We start from the raw sequence: 15339 nt of genomic DNA on the forward strand, positions 1-15339 counted from the left end.
GACCACCAGGGAGTGCGATGAAGCGGGGGGCGCGCGCAATCGGTCTGACTGTCCTGCTGGCGGCCCTCGCGGGCTGTGCGCAGGGCGGGCCCTCCGCGATCGCCGACGCCGGCGCCGCCTCGGCGCAGCGGCGCGGCCAGACCGCTTCCCACGAGCGCTACGACGCCGAGCAGCTGGTCGGCATCACCGACAACAAGCTGCTGAAGACCTTCGGCCCGCCGGCCCAGCTGCGCCGCGAGCCGCCGGCCGAGGTCTGGCAGTACCGCTCGCCCCGCTGCGTCGTCGACTTCTACCTCTACCAGGTCAAGCCGGTCGGCCTCTCGGTCGTCCATCTGGAGGCGCGCAGCCCGGTCTCCGGCAGCCTGCCGGTCGACAGCTGCCTGCCGGGTCTCTGACCGCGCCGGGTCGGCGCCGAGGGGCACCGGTGCCCTTCCGGGCTATCGAAAGCGCGGATCGGTCTTGATCGCCGGCAGGAAGCGGGCGCCGCCGAACAGCATGTCGACCCGCTCGCCGTCGGACGAGAGCGGCAGCAGCAGCCGCTGGTAGCTGTAGAGCTTGCCGTCGGCACCGGCGAACTCGACGGTGTAGCAGCAGCCCTCCGGCTGCTCGGTCGCCTCGCGGTGCTGGCGCAGCACCTCGTCCCGGATCGTCGGATTGACGGTCTCGTCGAGCCAGCGGCCGGTCGTGTCGCTGCCTTCCTTCTGCACGATCGCCGAGCCGACCAGGCGCTTGCGGAAGCGCGGCGGGTCGCCGACGACGTCGAGCAGGATGATCTCCGGCAGCAGCTCGGGAATGTCGACCGGATCGATGTCGGCGCGCCGCGGCCAGCGCCGCCCGCCACGCCTGGCCCGCCAGTAGTCGAAGACGCGCAGCAGCGTCTCTTGCGGCTCGCTGCACCGGAACAGCACGGCACCCTCCGGGCGCGGCAGCGCCGCGGCGCGCGCGGCCACCGCCCTGCCCGGATAGACCCGCCGCGGCCGGGAGCTCCCTGTCTCGAGATCGATCGCCATCGGCTCCGCCGGAGCTGCTTGCCTTCGAATGAAACGCGCGACCGCGGTCTCGGCTCCCTCGGGGTCGCGCCGCCGGCCGCCCTCTCGATGGCGCCGGAAGTCACATTAGTGTGCCAACGATTGACAGACCGTTGAAGCCTTCTCCGGATGCGTGCATCCGGCTCGCCCGCTCCTACCCGTCTTGCGGTGCCAGGAAGGCCGCCGTCGCGGCGATCGCCTCGGCCAGGCCGACCCGGGCGAAGGGCACGCCCTCGGGAAAGGCGGTCGCCAGGCGCGAGGGCATCATCGGATCGAGCAGCACGAAGACGCCGCGGTCGTCGGCGCGCCGGACCAGCCGGCCGAAGGCCTGGCGCAGCTTCAGGCGGGTCAGGCGGTCGTCGTAGCCGCGGCCGCCGGCCTCGCTGCGCCGCGCCTTGTGGATCAGGCTCGGCCGCGGCCAGGGCACGCGGTCGAAGACGATCAGGCGCAGCGCGCGGCCGGGCACGTCGACGCCGTCGCGCACCGCGTCGGTGCCCAGCAGGCAGGAGTCCGGCTCGGCCCGGAAGATCTCGACCAGGGTCGAGACGTCGAGCCCGTCGAGATGCTGGGCGAAGAGGTCGAGGCCGCGCTCGGCGAGCGGCTTGGCGATCCGGCCGTGCACCGCCTTGAGCCGCGAGATCGCGGTGAACAGGCCGAGCCCGCCGCCGCCGGCGGCGAGGAACAGCTCGCGGAAGGCCGCGGCGACCTGATCCATGTCGTCCTTGCGCACGTCGGTGACCACGAAGACCCGGGTCAGTGCCGGGTAGTCGAAGGGCGAGTCGACGCGCACCCGCAGGGCCGGCGCCGCCAGGTAGGGCACGCCGGCGCGCTGCTCGGCGGTGCGCCAGTCGGCCTCGGGATTCTCGCTGCGGTCGGTCAGGGTCGCCGAGGTCACGACCGCGCCCTGGACCCGCGACAGCACGGCGCGTGCCAGCGGCTCGCTGGGGTCGAGCCAGTGGCGGCGGAAGCCGACGTCGATCTCGCGGCCCTCGATGCGCTCGACGGCGAACCAGTCGACGAAGCTCGGCGGCGTCTCCTCCTCCAGGCTGCGCAGCATGCCGCGCCAGGCGCCGACCGGCAGCAGCGCGCGCTTCTCCAGGCTGCGCGCCGCGCCGTCGATGCGCCGCCGGAGCTCGCCCTCCAGGGTCTCGGCCTCCTGGTCGAGCTTGGCGAGCAGCCGCTTGCGCAGGCTCGCCAGCGGCGCCTCCAGGCGCTCCAGCGCCTCGTCCAGGGCCGCGGCGGCCGCGAGCAGGCCCTCCACCGGCGCCGCAGTCTCGCACTCCAGGGAATAGCCCTCGCCGGCCTGCCGGGCGCGCGCCAGCACCTGCTGGCGGACCCTCGCCAGGAAGGCCTCCGTGGGCCCCTGGCCGTTGCCGTTCGCCAGGCGCTGGTGCCAGCCCTCGCCGGGCAGCACGCGCGCGGCGCGCAGGGCCTCGTCGAGCGCCTCCTCGATCGCCGGGTCGCCGGCGGCCAGGTCCTCGAGCCGGCGCTTGAGGCCGCGCAGGCGGCTCGCCGAGGCGCTGCGCCGGCCCTCGGCGCCGAGCAGCCAGCGCCTGAGCTCCGTGGCCTCGAGGCCGCTCAGGTGGGCGGCGAAGGCGCCGTCGGCGGCATCGAACAGGTGGTGGCCCTCGTCGAACACGATCTCGGCCGGGACCTGACCGTCCTCGTCGCCGCCGAGCGCCGCCTGGATCAGCACCAGGGCATGGTTGGCGACGACCATGCGGGCCTGGCGGGCGCGGCGCACCGACTTCTCGATGAAGCACTTGCGATAGAACTCGCAGGCTGAGAAGACGCACTCGCCGCGCCGGTCGGTCAGGCCCAGCGAGCGGCCGCGGCCGATCAGGTCGGCGAGCCAGCCGGGGAAGTCACCGCCGACCATGTCGCCGTCGCGCGTCGCCCCGGCCCAGCGCGCCATCAGCCCGAGGCCGATCGCCGTCTCGCCCCCCTTGAGCGCAACCGAGCGCGCCTGCTCGGCGTAGTTCAGCAGGCAGAAGTAGTTCTCCCGGCCCTTGCGCACGACGACCCGGCGCCGCTTCTCGGCGGGCTGCGGGTAGAGCCGGGCCAGCTCGTCGTCGATCTGGCGCTGCAGGTTGCGGGTGTAGGTCGACAGCCAGACGGCGCCCTCGTTCTGCTCGGCCCAGAGGCTGGCCGGCGCGATGTAGCCGAGCGTCTTGCCGACGCCGGTGCCGGCCTCGGCGAGCACCAGGTTGGGCGCCCCCTCGCGCTCGCGCGGCGCGAAGGCGCGGGCGATCGCCTCGGCGTAGTCGGCCTGCTGCGGCCGGACCTCGGCCTCCTCGCCGACCAGCTCGGCGAGCCGCCGCCGGGCCGCGGCCGGCTCGACCGGCAGGGCCGAGGGCTGGCTCGGCGGCGCGTGCTCGCTCCATTCGGCCATGCGCTCCCAGACCGCGTAGCCCTGGCCGGCGCGCGGCGCCTCGCCCGCCTCCGCAGCGGTCGCGCCGGTGCCGAGCGCACGCAGCAGCGGCGGTCCCCAGAGCCAGCCGCCGCGGGTCATGGTGAAGGCGATGCCGCGGGCCGCCGGGTCCTCGAAGCCGCGCGCCGCCATCTCGCGCAGCAGCTGGTCGGCGGCGAGGCCCAGGGTCAACGCCCGTTCGTCGAGGCTGTGCGGCGGCGCGAGGCCGAGCGACAGGGCGAGGCCGCGCGGCGTCGGCGCGCAGAAGGCGGCGGGCCGCACGAAGGCGAAGAGCTCCAGGAGGTCGTAGCCGGCGAGGCGCTCCAGGCCGAGCCGGCGGGCCGTCGCCGGCGCGTGGCAGAGCAGCGGCGGCTCGGCGGCGGCGCGCTCGGCGGCCTCGCGGGGACCGAGCAGCTCGACCTCGCCGTCGCTGCTCAGCCAGAGCGCCTGGCCGCGGCCGGCGACCAGGGCAGCCGGGCCGTTGCCCGGCTCCGCCGGAGCCGGGCCGTGGGTCTCCACCGTGTCGCTGGCGCTCATCGCGCCGCAGTATAGGCAGCCTGTCGAGTCTGGCCAGGGCGGCGCCCGGACCCGGGCCGGCGCCGGACCGGCCGGCGCGGATCAGTGCGCCGAGATCATCAGCAGGAAGGGGATCGGCGGCTGGCGCTCCAGGATCAGGCTGCCCATCGCCGTGACCACGCCCTTCTCGGCGTTCTTCAGGGCGGCGTTGAGCTCGTAGTCGACGTGCTCGTGGGGCAGCAGGGAGCGGTCGACCCGCTCCATGAAGTGGCGCACGACCCGCGCCGGCGTCTGCTGCAGCAGGCCGTCCGGCGCGTCGAACGCGTAGACGCCTTCGCCGCCGGTGTCGGCGGCGAGCATGTGGGCCTTGAACGTCGCCATGATTGTCTCCCGGGGCCGGACGGAGGCCGAGGCTAGCGGAATCGCATGACAGCTGCGTGTCGGCCGCGGCCGGGCGCGCCTCGCGCGTTGACGGGGCGGGGCCGGCTGCCTAGCTTCGCCGGCCTGTCGACAGGTATTCGAGGAAGCGGAAGATGTCAGAGGGTCGAGACGAGCGCGATCTGGCGCTCGAGGCACGGGCCTGGCCGTTCGAGGAAGCGCGCAAGCTGATCGAGCGCACCGGCGGCAGGACGCCGGACAAGGGCTACGTGCTGTTCGAGACCGGCTACGGCCCCTCCGGCCTGCCGCACATCGGCACCTTCGGCGAGGTCGTGCGCACGACCATGGTGCGCCAGGCCTTCCAGCGGATGAGCGACATCCCGACCCGGCTGTTCTGCTTCTCCGACGACATGGACGGCCTGCGCAAGGTGCCGGACAACATCCCGAACAAGGAGCTGGTCGCCGGGCACCTGCACGAGCCGCTGACCCAGGTGCCGGATCCCTTCGGCCAGTACGAATCCTTCGGCCACCACAACAACGCCATGCTGCGGCGCTTCCTCGATTCCTTCGGCTTCGAGTACGAGTTCCAGTCCTCGACCGACTGGTATCGCTCGGGCCGCTTCGACCAGGCGCTGCTGGCCGTGCTCGGCCACTACGACGAGATCATGGAGGTGATGCTGCCGAGCCTGCGCGAGGAGCGGCAGCAGAGCTACAGCCCCTTCCTGCCGATCTCGCCGAGGACCGGCCGGGTCCTGCAGGTGCCGATCCTGGAGCACGACGCCACGGCCGGCACGATCGTCTTCGAGGACGAGGACGGCGCCCGGACCGAGCTGCCGGTGACCGGCGGTCACTGCAAGTTGCAGTGGAAGCCCGACTGGGGCATGCGCTGGCACGCGCTCGGCGTCGACTACGAGATGTCCGGCAAGGACCTGATCGATTCGGTGAAGCTGGCGAGCCGGATCTGCTCGATCCTGGGCAGCCGGCCGCCGGAGGGCTTCAACTACGAGCTGTTCCTCGACGAGGAAGGCAAGAAGATCTCGAAGTCCAAGGGCAACGGCCTGTCGGTCGACGAGTGGCTGCGCTACGGCCCGCCCGAGAGCCTGGCCCTGTTCATGTACCAGAAGCCGCGGGCGGCCAAGCGGCTCTACTTCGACGTCATCCCGCGCGCCGTCGACGACTACCTGAAGCACCTGGCGGCGCTGCCGGCCGAGGAGCCGGCGCGCCGGCTCGAGAACCCGGCCTGGCACATCCACAGCGCGCTGCCGGAGTCGCAGCCCGGCGAGAAGACCGACATCTCCTTCTCGCTGCTGCTCAACCTGGTCGGCACCGCGAACGCCGAGGACAAGGCCGTGCTCTGGGGCTTCATCAGCCGCTACGCGCCGGAGGCGACGCCCGAGAGCGACCCGCTGCTCGACAAGCTGGTCGGCTACGCCATCGCCTACTACCGGGACTTCGTGCTGCCGACCAAGGCCTACCGCCGGCCGGCCGGGGCCGAGGCCGCGGCGCTGCAGGAGCTGCTGCAGGAGCTGGAGGCCCTGCCGGTCCACGCCGATCCCGAGACGATCCAGAACGCCGTCTACGAGGTCGGCAAGCGCCACGCCGAGGCCTTCCCCGGCCTGCGCGACTGGTTCAAGGCCTGCTACGAGATCCTGCTCGGCCAGGAGCAGGGCCCCCGCCTCGGCTCGTTCTTCGCTCTCTACGGCCTCCCGGAGAGCCGGGCGCTGATCGGCCGCGCCCTGGCCGGCGAGCTAGCGGGCGGTCTGGCGGGCTCGGCCGGGAATGCCCATCTGCAGGGCTGACCGCTGCCGCCGAGGGCGCCGGCCGAGCGATTCGGCGGCGCGCGGCATTGCCGTTTCGGCGCAGCCCTGATAACCCGGACGCGATGCTCGAACGCCTGAAAGCCATCCTGACCGCCCGCCCCGACGAGGCGCCGACCGGCCTGCGCAGCCGGCTGCACCGCGCCGCCGCGGCGCTGCTCGCCGAGGCGGCGATCATGGATGGCCGGATCGACGGCGAGGAGCGGCGCGTGATCGCCGCGTCGCTGGCCCGGCGCTTCGATCTGTCACAGGGCGACGCCGAGGCCCTGCTCGACCGGGCGGCGGCGCAGGCCGCCGATCAGGTCGAGCTCTACGGCATGGCGCGGCAGCTCAAGGACGGCCTCGACCAGGAGGGTCGCATCGCCCTCATCGAGGACCTCTGGGAAGTCGTCTATGCCGACGGCAAGCTGCACGACCACGAGGCCAGCCTGATGCGCCGCGTCGCCGGGCTGCTCTACGTCAGCGACCGCGATAGTGGCTCGGCCCGCAAACGCGTGCTTTCCCGGCTCGGATTGGAGGATTAGGATCGCCGCCGCCGTCAAGGCGCGCCGGTCGCTCAGGAGAACGCTCGATGACGTATATCGTTACGGAAGCCTGCATCAAGTGCAAGTACATGGACTGCGTGGAAGTCTGCCCGGTGGACTGCTTCTACGAGGGTGAGAACATGCTCGTCATCCACCCCGACGAGTGCATCGACTGCGGCGTCTGCGAGCCCGAGTGTCCGCCTGAGGCGATCCTGCCCGACAGCGATCCGGAGGCCGACAAGTGGCTGGAGCTGAACAAGCAGTATTCGGAGAGCTGGCCGAACATCAACCGCAAGGGAACGCCGCCGGCCGACGCCGAGGAGTTCAAGGGCGTCGACAACAAGTACGACAAGTTTTTTAGCGCGAATCCCGGTCAGGGCTCCTGACCCACCGGCGGGCGTCGGCGACCGATTGACGCCGGCGCCGGCGACATCGCTCTCCGGCCCGCTCCGCGGTGCGGCGGGCCGGGCGGGGCGCATGGCGCCCATGAGCCCTGCGTGTTGTATTGCACCGCATCATGTAGTATATTGGTAATGTTCAATTGTGGTGCGAAAGCACCCGGCAGAGCGTCGTCTTCAGGATTGGGCGTCGCCATCCGTTCTCGCCGAGCCGGCACGATCGACCAGGGTGCTCCGTGGCCACCACAGGCGCTCCGTCGGTCTTTGTGCCGTCCGGAGACGACGGTGGAACGCCACCGCGTCCAGGCGGTCCACTCGCCCGGACAGACCGAATAGAGCAACGGAGTCCAGAACCCCTCATGTCGAAGAAGCTCGAGTTCTCCACAGGTGATTACGTTGTCTATCCCACGCACGGCGTCGGCAAGATCACCGGGATCGAAACCCAGCAGATCGCCGAGGTCACCGTCGAGCTGATTGTCATCAAGTTCGAGAAGGACCGCATGACGCTGCGCGTCCCCGTGGAGAAGGCCCACAACTCCGGGCTGCGCCGGCTGTCTTCGCGCAAGATGATGGACACCGCCCTGACCACCCTGAAGGGCCGCAGCCGCGCCAAGCGGACCATGTGGTCGCGCCGCGCCCAGGAGTACGAGGCCAAGATCAACTCCGGCGACCCGGTGTCGATCGCCGAGGTCGTGCGCGACCTGCACCGCGGCGACGACCAGCCGGAGCAGTCCTATTCGGAGCGGCAGATGTACCAGGCGGCGCTCGACCGTCTGGCGCGCGAGCTCGCGGCCGTCGAGAAGATCGACGAGGCCGCGGCCGCCGAGAAGCTCGAGAAGCTGCTCAAGGCGGCCTGACGGCCTCCGGCCGCGGCAGCCTGCGACGGCCTGCCGCAGGACGAGGCGAGAAGCGATCGAGGGCGCGGGCCGCGGAAGTGGCCCGCGCCCTCGCGTTTTCCGCTTGTTCGCCACGCCGTCGCCGCGCCCGGCCGGCAATCTTCGCGCGGGAGGCTTGTACGGAACCGCCGGGCTCCCGATCATGTTGTCCCGGGACCGCGCCGCGCCGGTCCCCCCTCGACCGACCGTTCCGAGCCGCGCAGGACCCCCAGCAGCCGCAGCATGAGCGACCGCCCGATCTTCGCCACCCTGCCGCAGGCCCGACGGGTCTGGGCCGTCGCCTCGGTGCACGGCGAGGCCGAGCGCCTGCGCCGGCTGCACGACCTGCTGTGGCCGCGGCTGCAGCCCGGCGACCGCCTGGTCTACCTCGGCAACCTGCTCGGCCACGGCGCCGCGGTCGCCGAGACGCTCGACGAGGTGCTGCTGTTCCGCCGGGCCGTGATGGCCGTCGAGCCGGCCGAGGCCGCCCATGTCGTGCTGCTGCGCGGCGGCCAGGAGGAGATGTGGCAGAAGCTGCTGCAGCTGCAGTTCGCCACCGACCCCAAGGCGGTGCTCGACTGGATGCTCGACAACGGCGTCGGCGCGACCCTCGAGGCCTACGGCGGCTCGGTCGAGGAGGCGCGCAGGCAGGCGGCGACCGGCGTCGTCGGCATCACCCGCTGGACTCAGCAGCTGCGCGCCTCGATCCAGGCGCACGGCGGCCACTTCGAGGTGTTCGGCGCGCTGCGCCGGGCCGCCTTCACCGACGACGGCGGCCTGCTGTTCGTCAACGCCGGCCTCGACCCCAGCCGGCCGCTCGAGGCGCAGCGCGATTCCTTCTGGTGGGGCGGTGCCGGCTTCGCCGGCCTGACGCAGCCCTACGGCGGCTACCGCCGCATCGTGCGCGGCTTCGAGCGCAGCCATCCCGGCCTGGTCGAGAGCCCCTTCACCGTGACCCTCGACGGCGGCTGCGGCTTCGGCGGACCGCTGCTCGCCGGCTGCCTGGCGCTCGGCGGCGAGCTGCTCGAGACGCTGGAGGCCTGAGGCCGGCCCGGTGATCGGCCGGGCCAGTTCACGACAGAGTGATCGCCGGCCCTGCCCCATCCGGTGAACCAAGCCGTGCCGTGCTCCGTAAGAGGTCTTGGAACCTCAGCGAGGAGCGTGCCCATGGCTCTGATCGAAACAGCCGAGGCGCAGCGCGCCAATGCCGGCTTCATCCGGCGCTCGATGGCCGAGCCGCTGCTGTCCCGCGAGCGCGAGTTCGCGCTGGCCCGGGCGTGGCGCGAGCAGGGCGACGAGCGCGCGCTGCACCAGCTGACCCGCAGCTACATGCGCCTCGTGGTCGCCGTCGCCGCCAAGTTCCGCCACTACGGCCTGCCGATGAGCGACCTGGTCCAGGAGGGCTCGGTCGGCCTGATGCAGGCGGCCGCGCGCTTCGAGCCGGAGCGCGACATCCGCTTCTCGACCTACGCGACCTGGTGGATCCGCTCGGCGATCCAGGACTTCATCCTGCGCAACTGGTCGATTGTGCGCACCGGCACGACCGCGGCGCAGAAGTCGCTGTTCTTCAACCTGCGCCGCCTGCGCGCGCAGATCGAGGAGGCCAGCGGCGAGCGCCTGAGCCAGGCCGGCCGCGCCAAGATCGCCGCGGCGCTGAAGGTCGACGTCGCCGAGGTCGAGGCCATGGAGTCGCGGCTCTCGGCCAGCGACCAGTCGCTCAACGCCGGGATCGGCGAGGAAGGCGACGACGAATGGCAGGACTTCCTGTCCGACGAGCGTCCCTCGCCCGAGGAGCACATCGTCGTCAGCCACGACGGCGCGGTCCGCAGCCGCTGGCTGAGCGCGGCGCTGGGCCGTCTCGACCGGCGCGAACGGACGATCATCGAGGCCCGCCGCCTGACCGACGAGGGCGCGACCCTCGAGGAGCTCGGCCAGCGGCTCGGCGTCAGCAAGGAGCGGGTGCGCCAGCTCGAGCATCGCGCGCTCGGCAAGCTGCGCAAGGCGATCATGGAGAACTCGACCCTGCCGTCCGACCTGCTGATGGAGGACTGAGCGGCAGCGCCGGCGGCCCGGCGCGGAGCCGGAACACCAGCGTGTCGCCGCTGCGCCCGCGCAGCTGCACCCGGCCCAGCGGTTCGCTGACGAAGCCCTCGGGGAGCAAGGTGCGGGTGTCGCCGCTGATCAGCACCTGCACGTCGTCGGCCGAGGGAAACTCGCGGCCCAGGCCCTCGAGCCGCTGGGCCGTGTTCACCGTGTCGCCGACCAGCGTGTAGTTGACCCGGCCGCGGGCCCCGATGTTGCCGACGATCGCCGGGCCGCTGTGCACGCCGATGCGCAGCTGCACCGGCGGCTCGCCGGCCGAGCCGCGCCGGGCATTGTCGGCGGTGATCGCCCCGGCGATCGCCAGCGCCGCCCTGCAGGCCCGCGCGGCGTGGTCGGGCTGGTCGAGCGGCGCCCCCCAGAAGGCCATGACCGAGTCGCCGATGTACTTGTCGATGGTGCCGTCCTCGGCCTCGATGCAGCTGCCGAGCAGCCCGAAATGGCCGTTCAGGAAGGCCGCGGCGCTGTCCGCGGGCAGGTTCTCGGCCAGGCCGGTGAAGCCGACGATGTCGGTGAACAGCACCGTGACCTCACGGGTCTCGCTGTGCGTCGCGGCGACGCCGCGGGTCATCAGCCGCTCGACCAGGCGCTTCGGCACGTAGGTCTCGAACAGCCGGAGGCCCGCCAGCATCGCCTCGAAGCTCTGGCCGGCGACGTCGAGCTCGCGGAAGAAGCTGCTCGGCGGCGCCGGCACACGGTCGAACTGGAGACCCTCGATCGCCGTCGCCGAGGCGGCCAGGCCCTTGATCGGCCGGGCGATGGCACGGCCGATCAGCACGGCGAGGATCAGCGAGAGCAGCACGATCCCGCCGGCCACCATGGCCGAGCCGATCAGCCGCTTCACCGGGGCCGCGACGGCGTCGCCCTTGAAGTAGGCGCCGATCAGCCAGGGCTTCACGCTCAGGCCCTCGACCTGGCGGTAGACGTAGACCATCAGCTCGCCCTTGACCTCGACGGTATGGCCCGACAGGTCGGTGCCGGCGAGCAGGTCGTTCAGCGTGTCGTCGGGGTCATCCCAGATGTGGCCGAGCACCGGGTCCTGGATCTCGGTGAGGGTCGGCAGGGGGTGCTGCAGGCTGGTCCCGCGCATGCCGCCGGAGAGCGTCGGATGGGCGAGCACCTGGTCGCGGCCGTAGAGGATGAAGGCCGTGCCGTCGTATTCGTGCGAGAGCTCGTGCAGGAAGGCCGAGAGGTCGGTCAGGCCGACCACCGAGGAGACCGCGCCCAGAAATTCGCCGTCCTTCCGGATCGGCGCATCGACCGCGACCGTCGCCTCCCCGAACTCCGGCACCCAGACGACCGTGCGCTGGTCCTGTCCCTCGCCGTCCCGCATCCGCTGCATGAAGGACCGCACGACCGGATCGCTGCGCCAGTCGCCGCGCTCCACCCGCACGTCGCTGCCGAAGCGGCCGATCCGCAGCTCCTGCCCGTCCGCCGTGAACACGGCCATGCCGCGCACCTGGGGCACGCCGCCCATCGACCCCTCGACCAGCTCGGTCAGGCTGTCGCCGCCGGCGAGCGGAACGCGGCCGGAGGCGATGGCGTCGGCGACGAAGGTCGCCTGACGCCGCGCGTTGCTGAGATAGCGCTCGACCTGCAGGTTGATCGAGCCGATCGTGACCTCGGAGAACTTGCGCAGCAGGTCGGTGGTGTTGCGCTCCGAGGCGCCCAGGGTGACCAGGGCCACGGCGGCCAGCGCCGCCAGCATCAGGCTGCCCAGGCCGAGGGTCAGGACGCTGGCGATCGACAGGCGGATGCGCCGGAGGAAGCGTCGTTCCGGCACGGGAACAACGCTCATTCCAGCACCTCGAGCTGCTCCGGGTGGGTGACCTCGATCATCGGGCCGTTGACCGGCTGGAGCCAGCCGCGCACCCGGAGCCGCAGGCCCTGATAGTTCTCAAGATCGACACCCTCCCGCTCGAACAGGCGCCGGGCCGCCGGCTCCAGGCTCACCGTGAAGTCGGTCCGCCAGTCCTCTCCGAAGTTCAGATAGGTCCGCCCGCGCACGGTCGCCACGGCCAGCACCCGGCCCTCGACCAGGGCGAAGCGGTTGAGCCCGAAGCGCGCCTCCTCGGCGGGCAGCACCCGGTAGGCCTGGAGGCTCCAGAGCCCGAGCCGCCGGGCGCGTGCCAGCCGCTCGATTTCCAGCAGGCGGCGGGCGCCGAGCCTCAGGTCGGCCCGGCTGACCGCACGCGCCAGGCCCGCCGCCACCAGCTCGCCGTTGAGCCAGGTGCCCTCGGCGTCGACCAGATGGCCGAGCAGCCGGCCGTAGCGGTCGCGCGGCGTGCCCGCCGGCACCAGCGACCAGTCGCGCTCCAGGGCCAGCTCGGCCAGCGCCGAGCGGGCCGCATCGGCGATCGGCCAGGGCCGGTCGGCGGCGACGTCGAGCGGCCGCTTCGGCGCCTCGATCACCGCCAGGCGCAGCTCGCGGCCGTCGGCGAGCCGCAGGGTGTCGCCGTCGAGCGCCTCGACCGGCCGCACCGTCTCGCCGGCGACGAAGCCGGGCGGCAGGGCGTCGGCGGCGGCCCGCGCCCCCGGGACGGGGACCGCCGTCGCGAGCAGCAGCAGCGTCAGGGGGCGAAGCGGCGACATCGCGGCACTCTACAGGGTCAGACGCCGTCCTTGCACCAGCGGCCCGCGGGTGTCGGGCCCGGGCATCGGCGACGCCCATCGGCCACGCCCATCGGCCACACCCATCGGCCCTGGGGGCTGACCGCCCGCGACGGCCGGGCTATAAGAGCGCCGCGGCGTGCCCGACCGGGGGCCGGCTGCCGCCGTGCCCTGCCCCGCCACGCCAGTCCCGCCACGGAGGACCGATGGCCGCCCGCGACCTCTTCCCGCCGATCGAGCCCTACGAGACGGGCCGGCTGGCCGTCGATCCGCCGCACGAGCTCTACTGGGAGCAGTCCGGCCGGCCCGACGGTGCGCCGGTGCTGTTCCTGCACGGCGGACCGGGTGCCGGCGCGGCCCCGGACCATCGCCGCTTCTTCGACCCGGCGCACTACCGCATCGTCATCCACGACCAGCGCGGCGCCGGCCGCTCGAGGCCGCTCGGCGAGACCGAGGGCAACACCACCCAGGCGCTGATCGCCGACATCGAGCGGCTGCGCGAGCGGCTCGGCATCGAGCGCTGGCACGTGTTCGGCGGCTCCTGGGGCTCGACCCTGTCGCTGGCCTATGCCCAGGCCCACCCCGAGCGGGTCACGGCCCTGATCCTGCGCGGCATCTTCCTGTGCCGGGACAGCGAGCTGGAGTGGTTCCTCTACGGCATCCGCCAGATGTTCCCCGACGCCTGGGCGGCCTTCGCCGGCGAGATCCCGGAAGCCGAGCGCGGCGACCTGCTGGAGGCCTACCACCGCCGGCTGATGGATCCGGACCCCAAGGTGCACCTGCCCGCGGCACGCGCCTGGAGCGTCTACGAGGGCGCCTGCTCGACCCTGCTGCCGAGCCCCGAGACCGTCGCCGCCTTCGGCGAGGACCGCATGGCGCTCGGCCTGGCGCGGCTCGAGGCGCACTATTTCAAGAACCGCATCTTCCTGCCGCCCAACGCCCTGATCGAGAACATCGGACGGATCCGCCGGATTCCCGCGGTCATCGTGCAGGGCCGCTACGATTGCGTCTGCCCGCCGGTGACCGCCTCCGACCTGCACGACGCCTGGCCGGAGGCGAGCTTCCAGATCGTGCCCGACGCCGGCCACTCGGCGATGGAGCCGGGCATCCGGCGGGCGCTGGTCGCCGCGACGGAACGCCTCAAGAGTGTCTGATCGCGCGGTCGTTCGCCCCGGCCGGGAAGCTTGCCGGCGGCCGCGGCCCGGCGTCGCAGGCGGGCAACACTAACGGAATTTAAGCAAAGGCCCGAGTACACAAGGACTTGCTCTGCGCGGCGACATCAGTACACTGCCGCTGATCTTGTCCAGGGGACCGCCTGAGGGGGAATCGACGTGAAGAAGTTTCTGGTGGCGGCGCTGGCCGCTCTTTCCGGTTCGCTGCTCGCTCTGGCAGCCCCGACGGCACAGGCACAGGACATCTCCTTCTCGAAGGACACCTCGTCCTTCCTGGTGCTGAACGGCGGCTACTTCGACGTGGTCAAGGGCGACGAGCCCGCCGGCTCGTTCGGCGCCGAGTATCGGCACAGCGAGGGCCTGTTCGGCGTCTTCAAGCCGATGGTCGCGACCTTCGGGACCAGCGACGGCAGCTTCTGGATCGGCGCCGGCGTCGCGGTCGACGTCTACTTCGGCGACCATGTCGTGCTGACCGGCAGCTTCGCGCCGGGCTACTACGCCAAGGGCGACGGCAAGGACCTGGGCTATCCGCTGGAGTTCCGCTCCAAGGCCGAGCTCGGCTACCGCTTCGACGACACCTCGCGCCTGACGCTGGGCATCGCCCACCTGTCGAACAGCGGCGCCTGGAGCGACCACAACCCGGGTGTCGAGGTCGCGACGGTCAACTACTACCTGCCGCTCGGCAATCTCTTCTCGATGATGAAGTGAGCGGCGGCGGCCGGCCGGCCGCCACCCCGAGAATTCAGGCCCCGCCGCAGCCCGCGGCGGGGCCTTTCTCGTCGGCCGGGGCCCGGCGGCCCGATGCGGCAGGCGGCGGCGTCACGCCAGCGCGACCTCGAGGGTGACGGCGAGGAAGTGCAGCACCGCGGCGACCAGCACGAAGCCGTGCCAGATCGGATTGTGGAACGGCAGGCGCCGCAGGTTGTGGAACAGCGAGCCGGCGGTGTAGAGCCCGCCGCCGATCAGCAGCAGCCAGACCGTCACCGGCCGCACCGACTCGACGAGCGGGCCGATCGCCAGCAGCACGGCCCAGCCGATCGCCAGGTAGAGCGCCAGGCCGAGCCGCTCGTAGCGGCGCGGGAAGCCGAGCTTGAGCGCGATGCCGAGCAGTGCCGCGGCCCAGACCCCGGCACCGAGCCAGGGGCCGAGCGGCGCCGGGATGCGCTCGAAGGCGAAGGGCGTGTAGCTGGCGGCGATCAGGAAATAGATCATCGCATGGTCGAGCCGGCGCAGCAGCTCCTTGCGCCGGCCCGGCGGCGTCAGGTTGTAGGCCGCCGAGGCGCCGAGCCCGCCGGACAGGCCCAGCGCGTAGGCGAGCAGCGTCAGCCAGGTGCCGAGGTCGTGCTCCAGGCCCGGGCCGAGCAGCAGCCACAGGCCGCCGGCCAGGGCGCCGAGCACGCCGAGGACATGGACCACCAGGTCGGCGGCGCGCTCGCCGGCGCTGTAGCGCGGAAACAGGCCGGTCTCGTCGTCGCTGCGGGCGCCCATGACGACGAAAGCTTGCCCCCGGC

Annotated in this window: 15 protein-coding genes; 9 read left to right on the forward strand and 6 right to left on the reverse strand. The window is 72.4% G+C overall.

All coding sequences use genetic code 11. The annotated features are described in order from the left end of the window. Positions 1-17 precede the first annotated feature (17 nt). Complete coding sequence (locus B9O00_RS16000) at positions 18-395, forward strand: hypothetical protein (protein ID WP_085123702.1); 378 nt, start codon at positions 18-20, stop codon at positions 393-395. Between the two features lie 42 nt (positions 396-437). Here the strand turns inward: B9O00_RS16000 and B9O00_RS16005 are convergent, their stop codons facing one another. The 3 genes from B9O00_RS16005 to B9O00_RS16015 all read right to left on the reverse strand — a co-directional run bounded on the left by B9O00_RS16005 (position 438) and on the right by B9O00_RS16015 (position 4335). Next, positions 438-1010 carry a PAS domain-containing protein gene (locus B9O00_RS16005; RefSeq protein WP_085123703.1) on the reverse strand — a complete coding sequence of 191 codons (573 nt, stop codon included), beginning with the start codon at positions 1008-1010 and terminating at the stop codon, positions 438-440. 172 nt (positions 1011-1182) lie between these two features. Beyond that, on the reverse strand, positions 1183-3975 hold the full coding sequence (locus B9O00_RS16010) for an ATP-dependent DNA helicase (RefSeq protein ID WP_085123704.1): 2793 nt from the start codon (positions 3973-3975) through the stop codon (positions 1183-1185). An 81-nt stretch (positions 3976-4056) separates the two neighbouring features. Continuing rightward, positions 4057-4335, reverse strand: a complete 279-nt coding sequence (locus B9O00_RS16015) for a hypothetical protein (protein WP_085123705.1) — start codon at positions 4333-4335, stop codon at positions 4057-4059. Between the two features lie 152 nt (positions 4336-4487). Here B9O00_RS16015 and B9O00_RS16020 point away from each other — a divergent pair, with 152 nt between their 5' ends. From B9O00_RS16020 to B9O00_RS16045, 6 genes are all read left to right on the forward strand, one after another. Then, positions 4488-6131 carry a lysine--tRNA ligase gene (locus B9O00_RS16020; RefSeq protein WP_085123706.1) on the forward strand — a complete coding sequence of 548 codons (1644 nt, stop codon included), beginning with the start codon at positions 4488-4490 and terminating at the stop codon, positions 6129-6131. 83 nt (positions 6132-6214) lie between these two features. After that, positions 6215-6673: a tellurite resistance TerB family protein gene (locus tag B9O00_RS16025; RefSeq protein ID WP_085123707.1), complete on the forward strand. Its 459-nt coding sequence runs from the start codon at positions 6215-6217 to the stop codon at positions 6671-6673. Between the two features lie 47 nt (positions 6674-6720). Beyond that, a complete protein-coding gene (fdxA, locus tag B9O00_RS16030) occupies positions 6721-7059 on the forward strand; it encodes a ferredoxin FdxA (RefSeq protein WP_085123708.1) in 339 nt (112 codons plus the stop codon). Between the two features lie 371 nt (positions 7060-7430). Next, a complete protein-coding gene (locus B9O00_RS16035; protein ID WP_085123709.1) occupies positions 7431-7928 on the forward strand; it encodes a CarD family transcriptional regulator in 498 nt (165 codons plus the stop codon). 261 nt (positions 7929-8189) lie between these two features. Beyond that, the gene (locus B9O00_RS16040) at positions 8190-8990 is read left to right on the forward strand and encodes a hypothetical protein (protein ID WP_085123710.1); all 801 of its coding nucleotides are present in this window, start codon (positions 8190-8192) and stop codon (positions 8988-8990) included. 123 nt (positions 8991-9113) lie between these two features. Then, a complete protein-coding gene (locus B9O00_RS16045) occupies positions 9114-9998 on the forward strand; it encodes an RNA polymerase factor sigma-32 (RefSeq protein ID WP_085123711.1) in 885 nt (294 codons plus the stop codon). On the opposite strand, the gene B9O00_RS16050 is transcribed toward B9O00_RS16045, so the two are convergent. Together B9O00_RS16050 and B9O00_RS16055 are read right to left on the reverse strand one after the other, a co-directional pair. Further along, entirely contained in the window at positions 9952-11844 is a 1893-nt protein-coding gene (locus B9O00_RS16050; RefSeq protein ID WP_085123712.1) for an adenylate/guanylate cyclase domain-containing protein, read from the reverse strand. The two genes, B9O00_RS16045 and B9O00_RS16050, sit on opposite strands and share 47 nt — an antisense overlap. Next, positions 11841-12638 carry a thermonuclease family protein gene (locus tag B9O00_RS16055; RefSeq protein WP_085123713.1) on the reverse strand — a complete coding sequence of 266 codons (798 nt, stop codon included), beginning with the start codon at positions 12636-12638 and terminating at the stop codon, positions 11841-11843. Before B9O00_RS16055 ends, B9O00_RS16050 begins: the two co-directional genes overlap by 4 nt. 224 nt (positions 12639-12862) lie before the next feature. Here B9O00_RS16055 and pip point away from each other — a divergent pair, with 224 nt between their 5' ends. Further along, the gene (gene pip, locus B9O00_RS16060; RefSeq protein WP_085123714.1) at positions 12863-13810 is read left to right on the forward strand and encodes a prolyl aminopeptidase; all 948 of its coding nucleotides are present in this window, start codon (positions 12863-12865) and stop codon (positions 13808-13810) included. 177 nt (positions 13811-13987) lie between these two features. Continuing rightward, positions 13988-14536, forward strand: coding sequence for an acyloxyacyl hydrolase (locus B9O00_RS16065; RefSeq protein WP_085123715.1), 549 nt, complete (start codon positions 13988-13990; stop codon positions 14534-14536). 111 nt (positions 14537-14647) lie between these two features. Here the strand turns inward: B9O00_RS16065 and trhA are convergent, their stop codons facing one another. Further along, positions 14648-15316: a PAQR family membrane homeostasis protein TrhA gene (gene trhA, locus B9O00_RS16070; protein WP_085123716.1), complete on the reverse strand. Its 669-nt coding sequence runs from the start codon at positions 15314-15316 to the stop codon at positions 14648-14650. Positions 15317-15339: the final 23 nt, after the last annotated feature.

This window comes from Tistlia consotensis USBA 355 (assembly GCF_900177295.1).
Lineage (GTDB): Bacteria > Pseudomonadota > Alphaproteobacteria > Kiloniellales > DSM-21159 > Tistlia > Tistlia consotensis.

Bases quoted from the DNA above. Each gene is read 5' to 3' on its own strand.
- B9O00_RS16025 (WP_085123707.1), top strand. From the start codon at position 6,215: ATGCTCGAACGCCTGAAAGCCATCCTGACCGCCCGCCCCGACGAGGCG.
- B9O00_RS16020 (WP_085123706.1), top strand. From the start codon at position 4,488: ATGTCAGAGGGTCGAGACGAGCGCGATCTGGCGCTCGAGGCACGGGCC.
- B9O00_RS16015 (WP_085123705.1), bottom strand. From the start codon at position 4,335: ATGGCGACGTTCAAGGCCCACATGCTCGCCGCCGACACCGGCGGCGAA.
- pip (WP_085123714.1), top strand. From the start codon at position 12,863: ATGGCCGCCCGCGACCTCTTCCCGCCGATCGAGCCCTACGAGACGGGC.
- B9O00_RS16055 (WP_085123713.1), bottom strand. From the start codon at position 12,638: ATGTCGCCGCTTCGCCCCCTGACGCTGCTGCTGCTCGCGACGGCGGTC.
- B9O00_RS16000 (WP_085123702.1), top strand. From the start codon at position 18: ATGAAGCGGGGGGCGCGCGCAATCGGTCTGACTGTCCTGCTGGCGGCC.
- trhA (WP_085123716.1), bottom strand. From the start codon at position 15,316: ATGGGCGCCCGCAGCGACGACGAGACCGGCCTGTTTCCGCGCTACAGC.
- B9O00_RS16005 (WP_085123703.1), bottom strand. From the start codon at position 1,010: ATGGCGATCGATCTCGAGACAGGGAGCTCCCGGCCGCGGCGGGTCTAT.
- B9O00_RS16010 (WP_085123704.1), bottom strand. From the start codon at position 3,975: ATGAGCGCCAGCGACACGGTGGAGACCCACGGCCCGGCTCCGGCGGAG.
- B9O00_RS16045 (WP_085123711.1), top strand. From the start codon at position 9,114: ATGGCTCTGATCGAAACAGCCGAGGCGCAGCGCGCCAATGCCGGCTTC.
- B9O00_RS16050 (WP_085123712.1), bottom strand. From the start codon at position 11,844: ATGAGCGTTGTTCCCGTGCCGGAACGACGCTTCCTCCGGCGCATCCGC.
- B9O00_RS16040 (WP_085123710.1), top strand. From the start codon at position 8,190: ATGAGCGACCGCCCGATCTTCGCCACCCTGCCGCAGGCCCGACGGGTC.
- fdxA (WP_085123708.1), top strand. From the start codon at position 6,721: ATGACGTATATCGTTACGGAAGCCTGCATCAAGTGCAAGTACATGGAC.
- B9O00_RS16035 (WP_085123709.1), top strand. From the start codon at position 7,431: ATGTCGAAGAAGCTCGAGTTCTCCACAGGTGATTACGTTGTCTATCCC.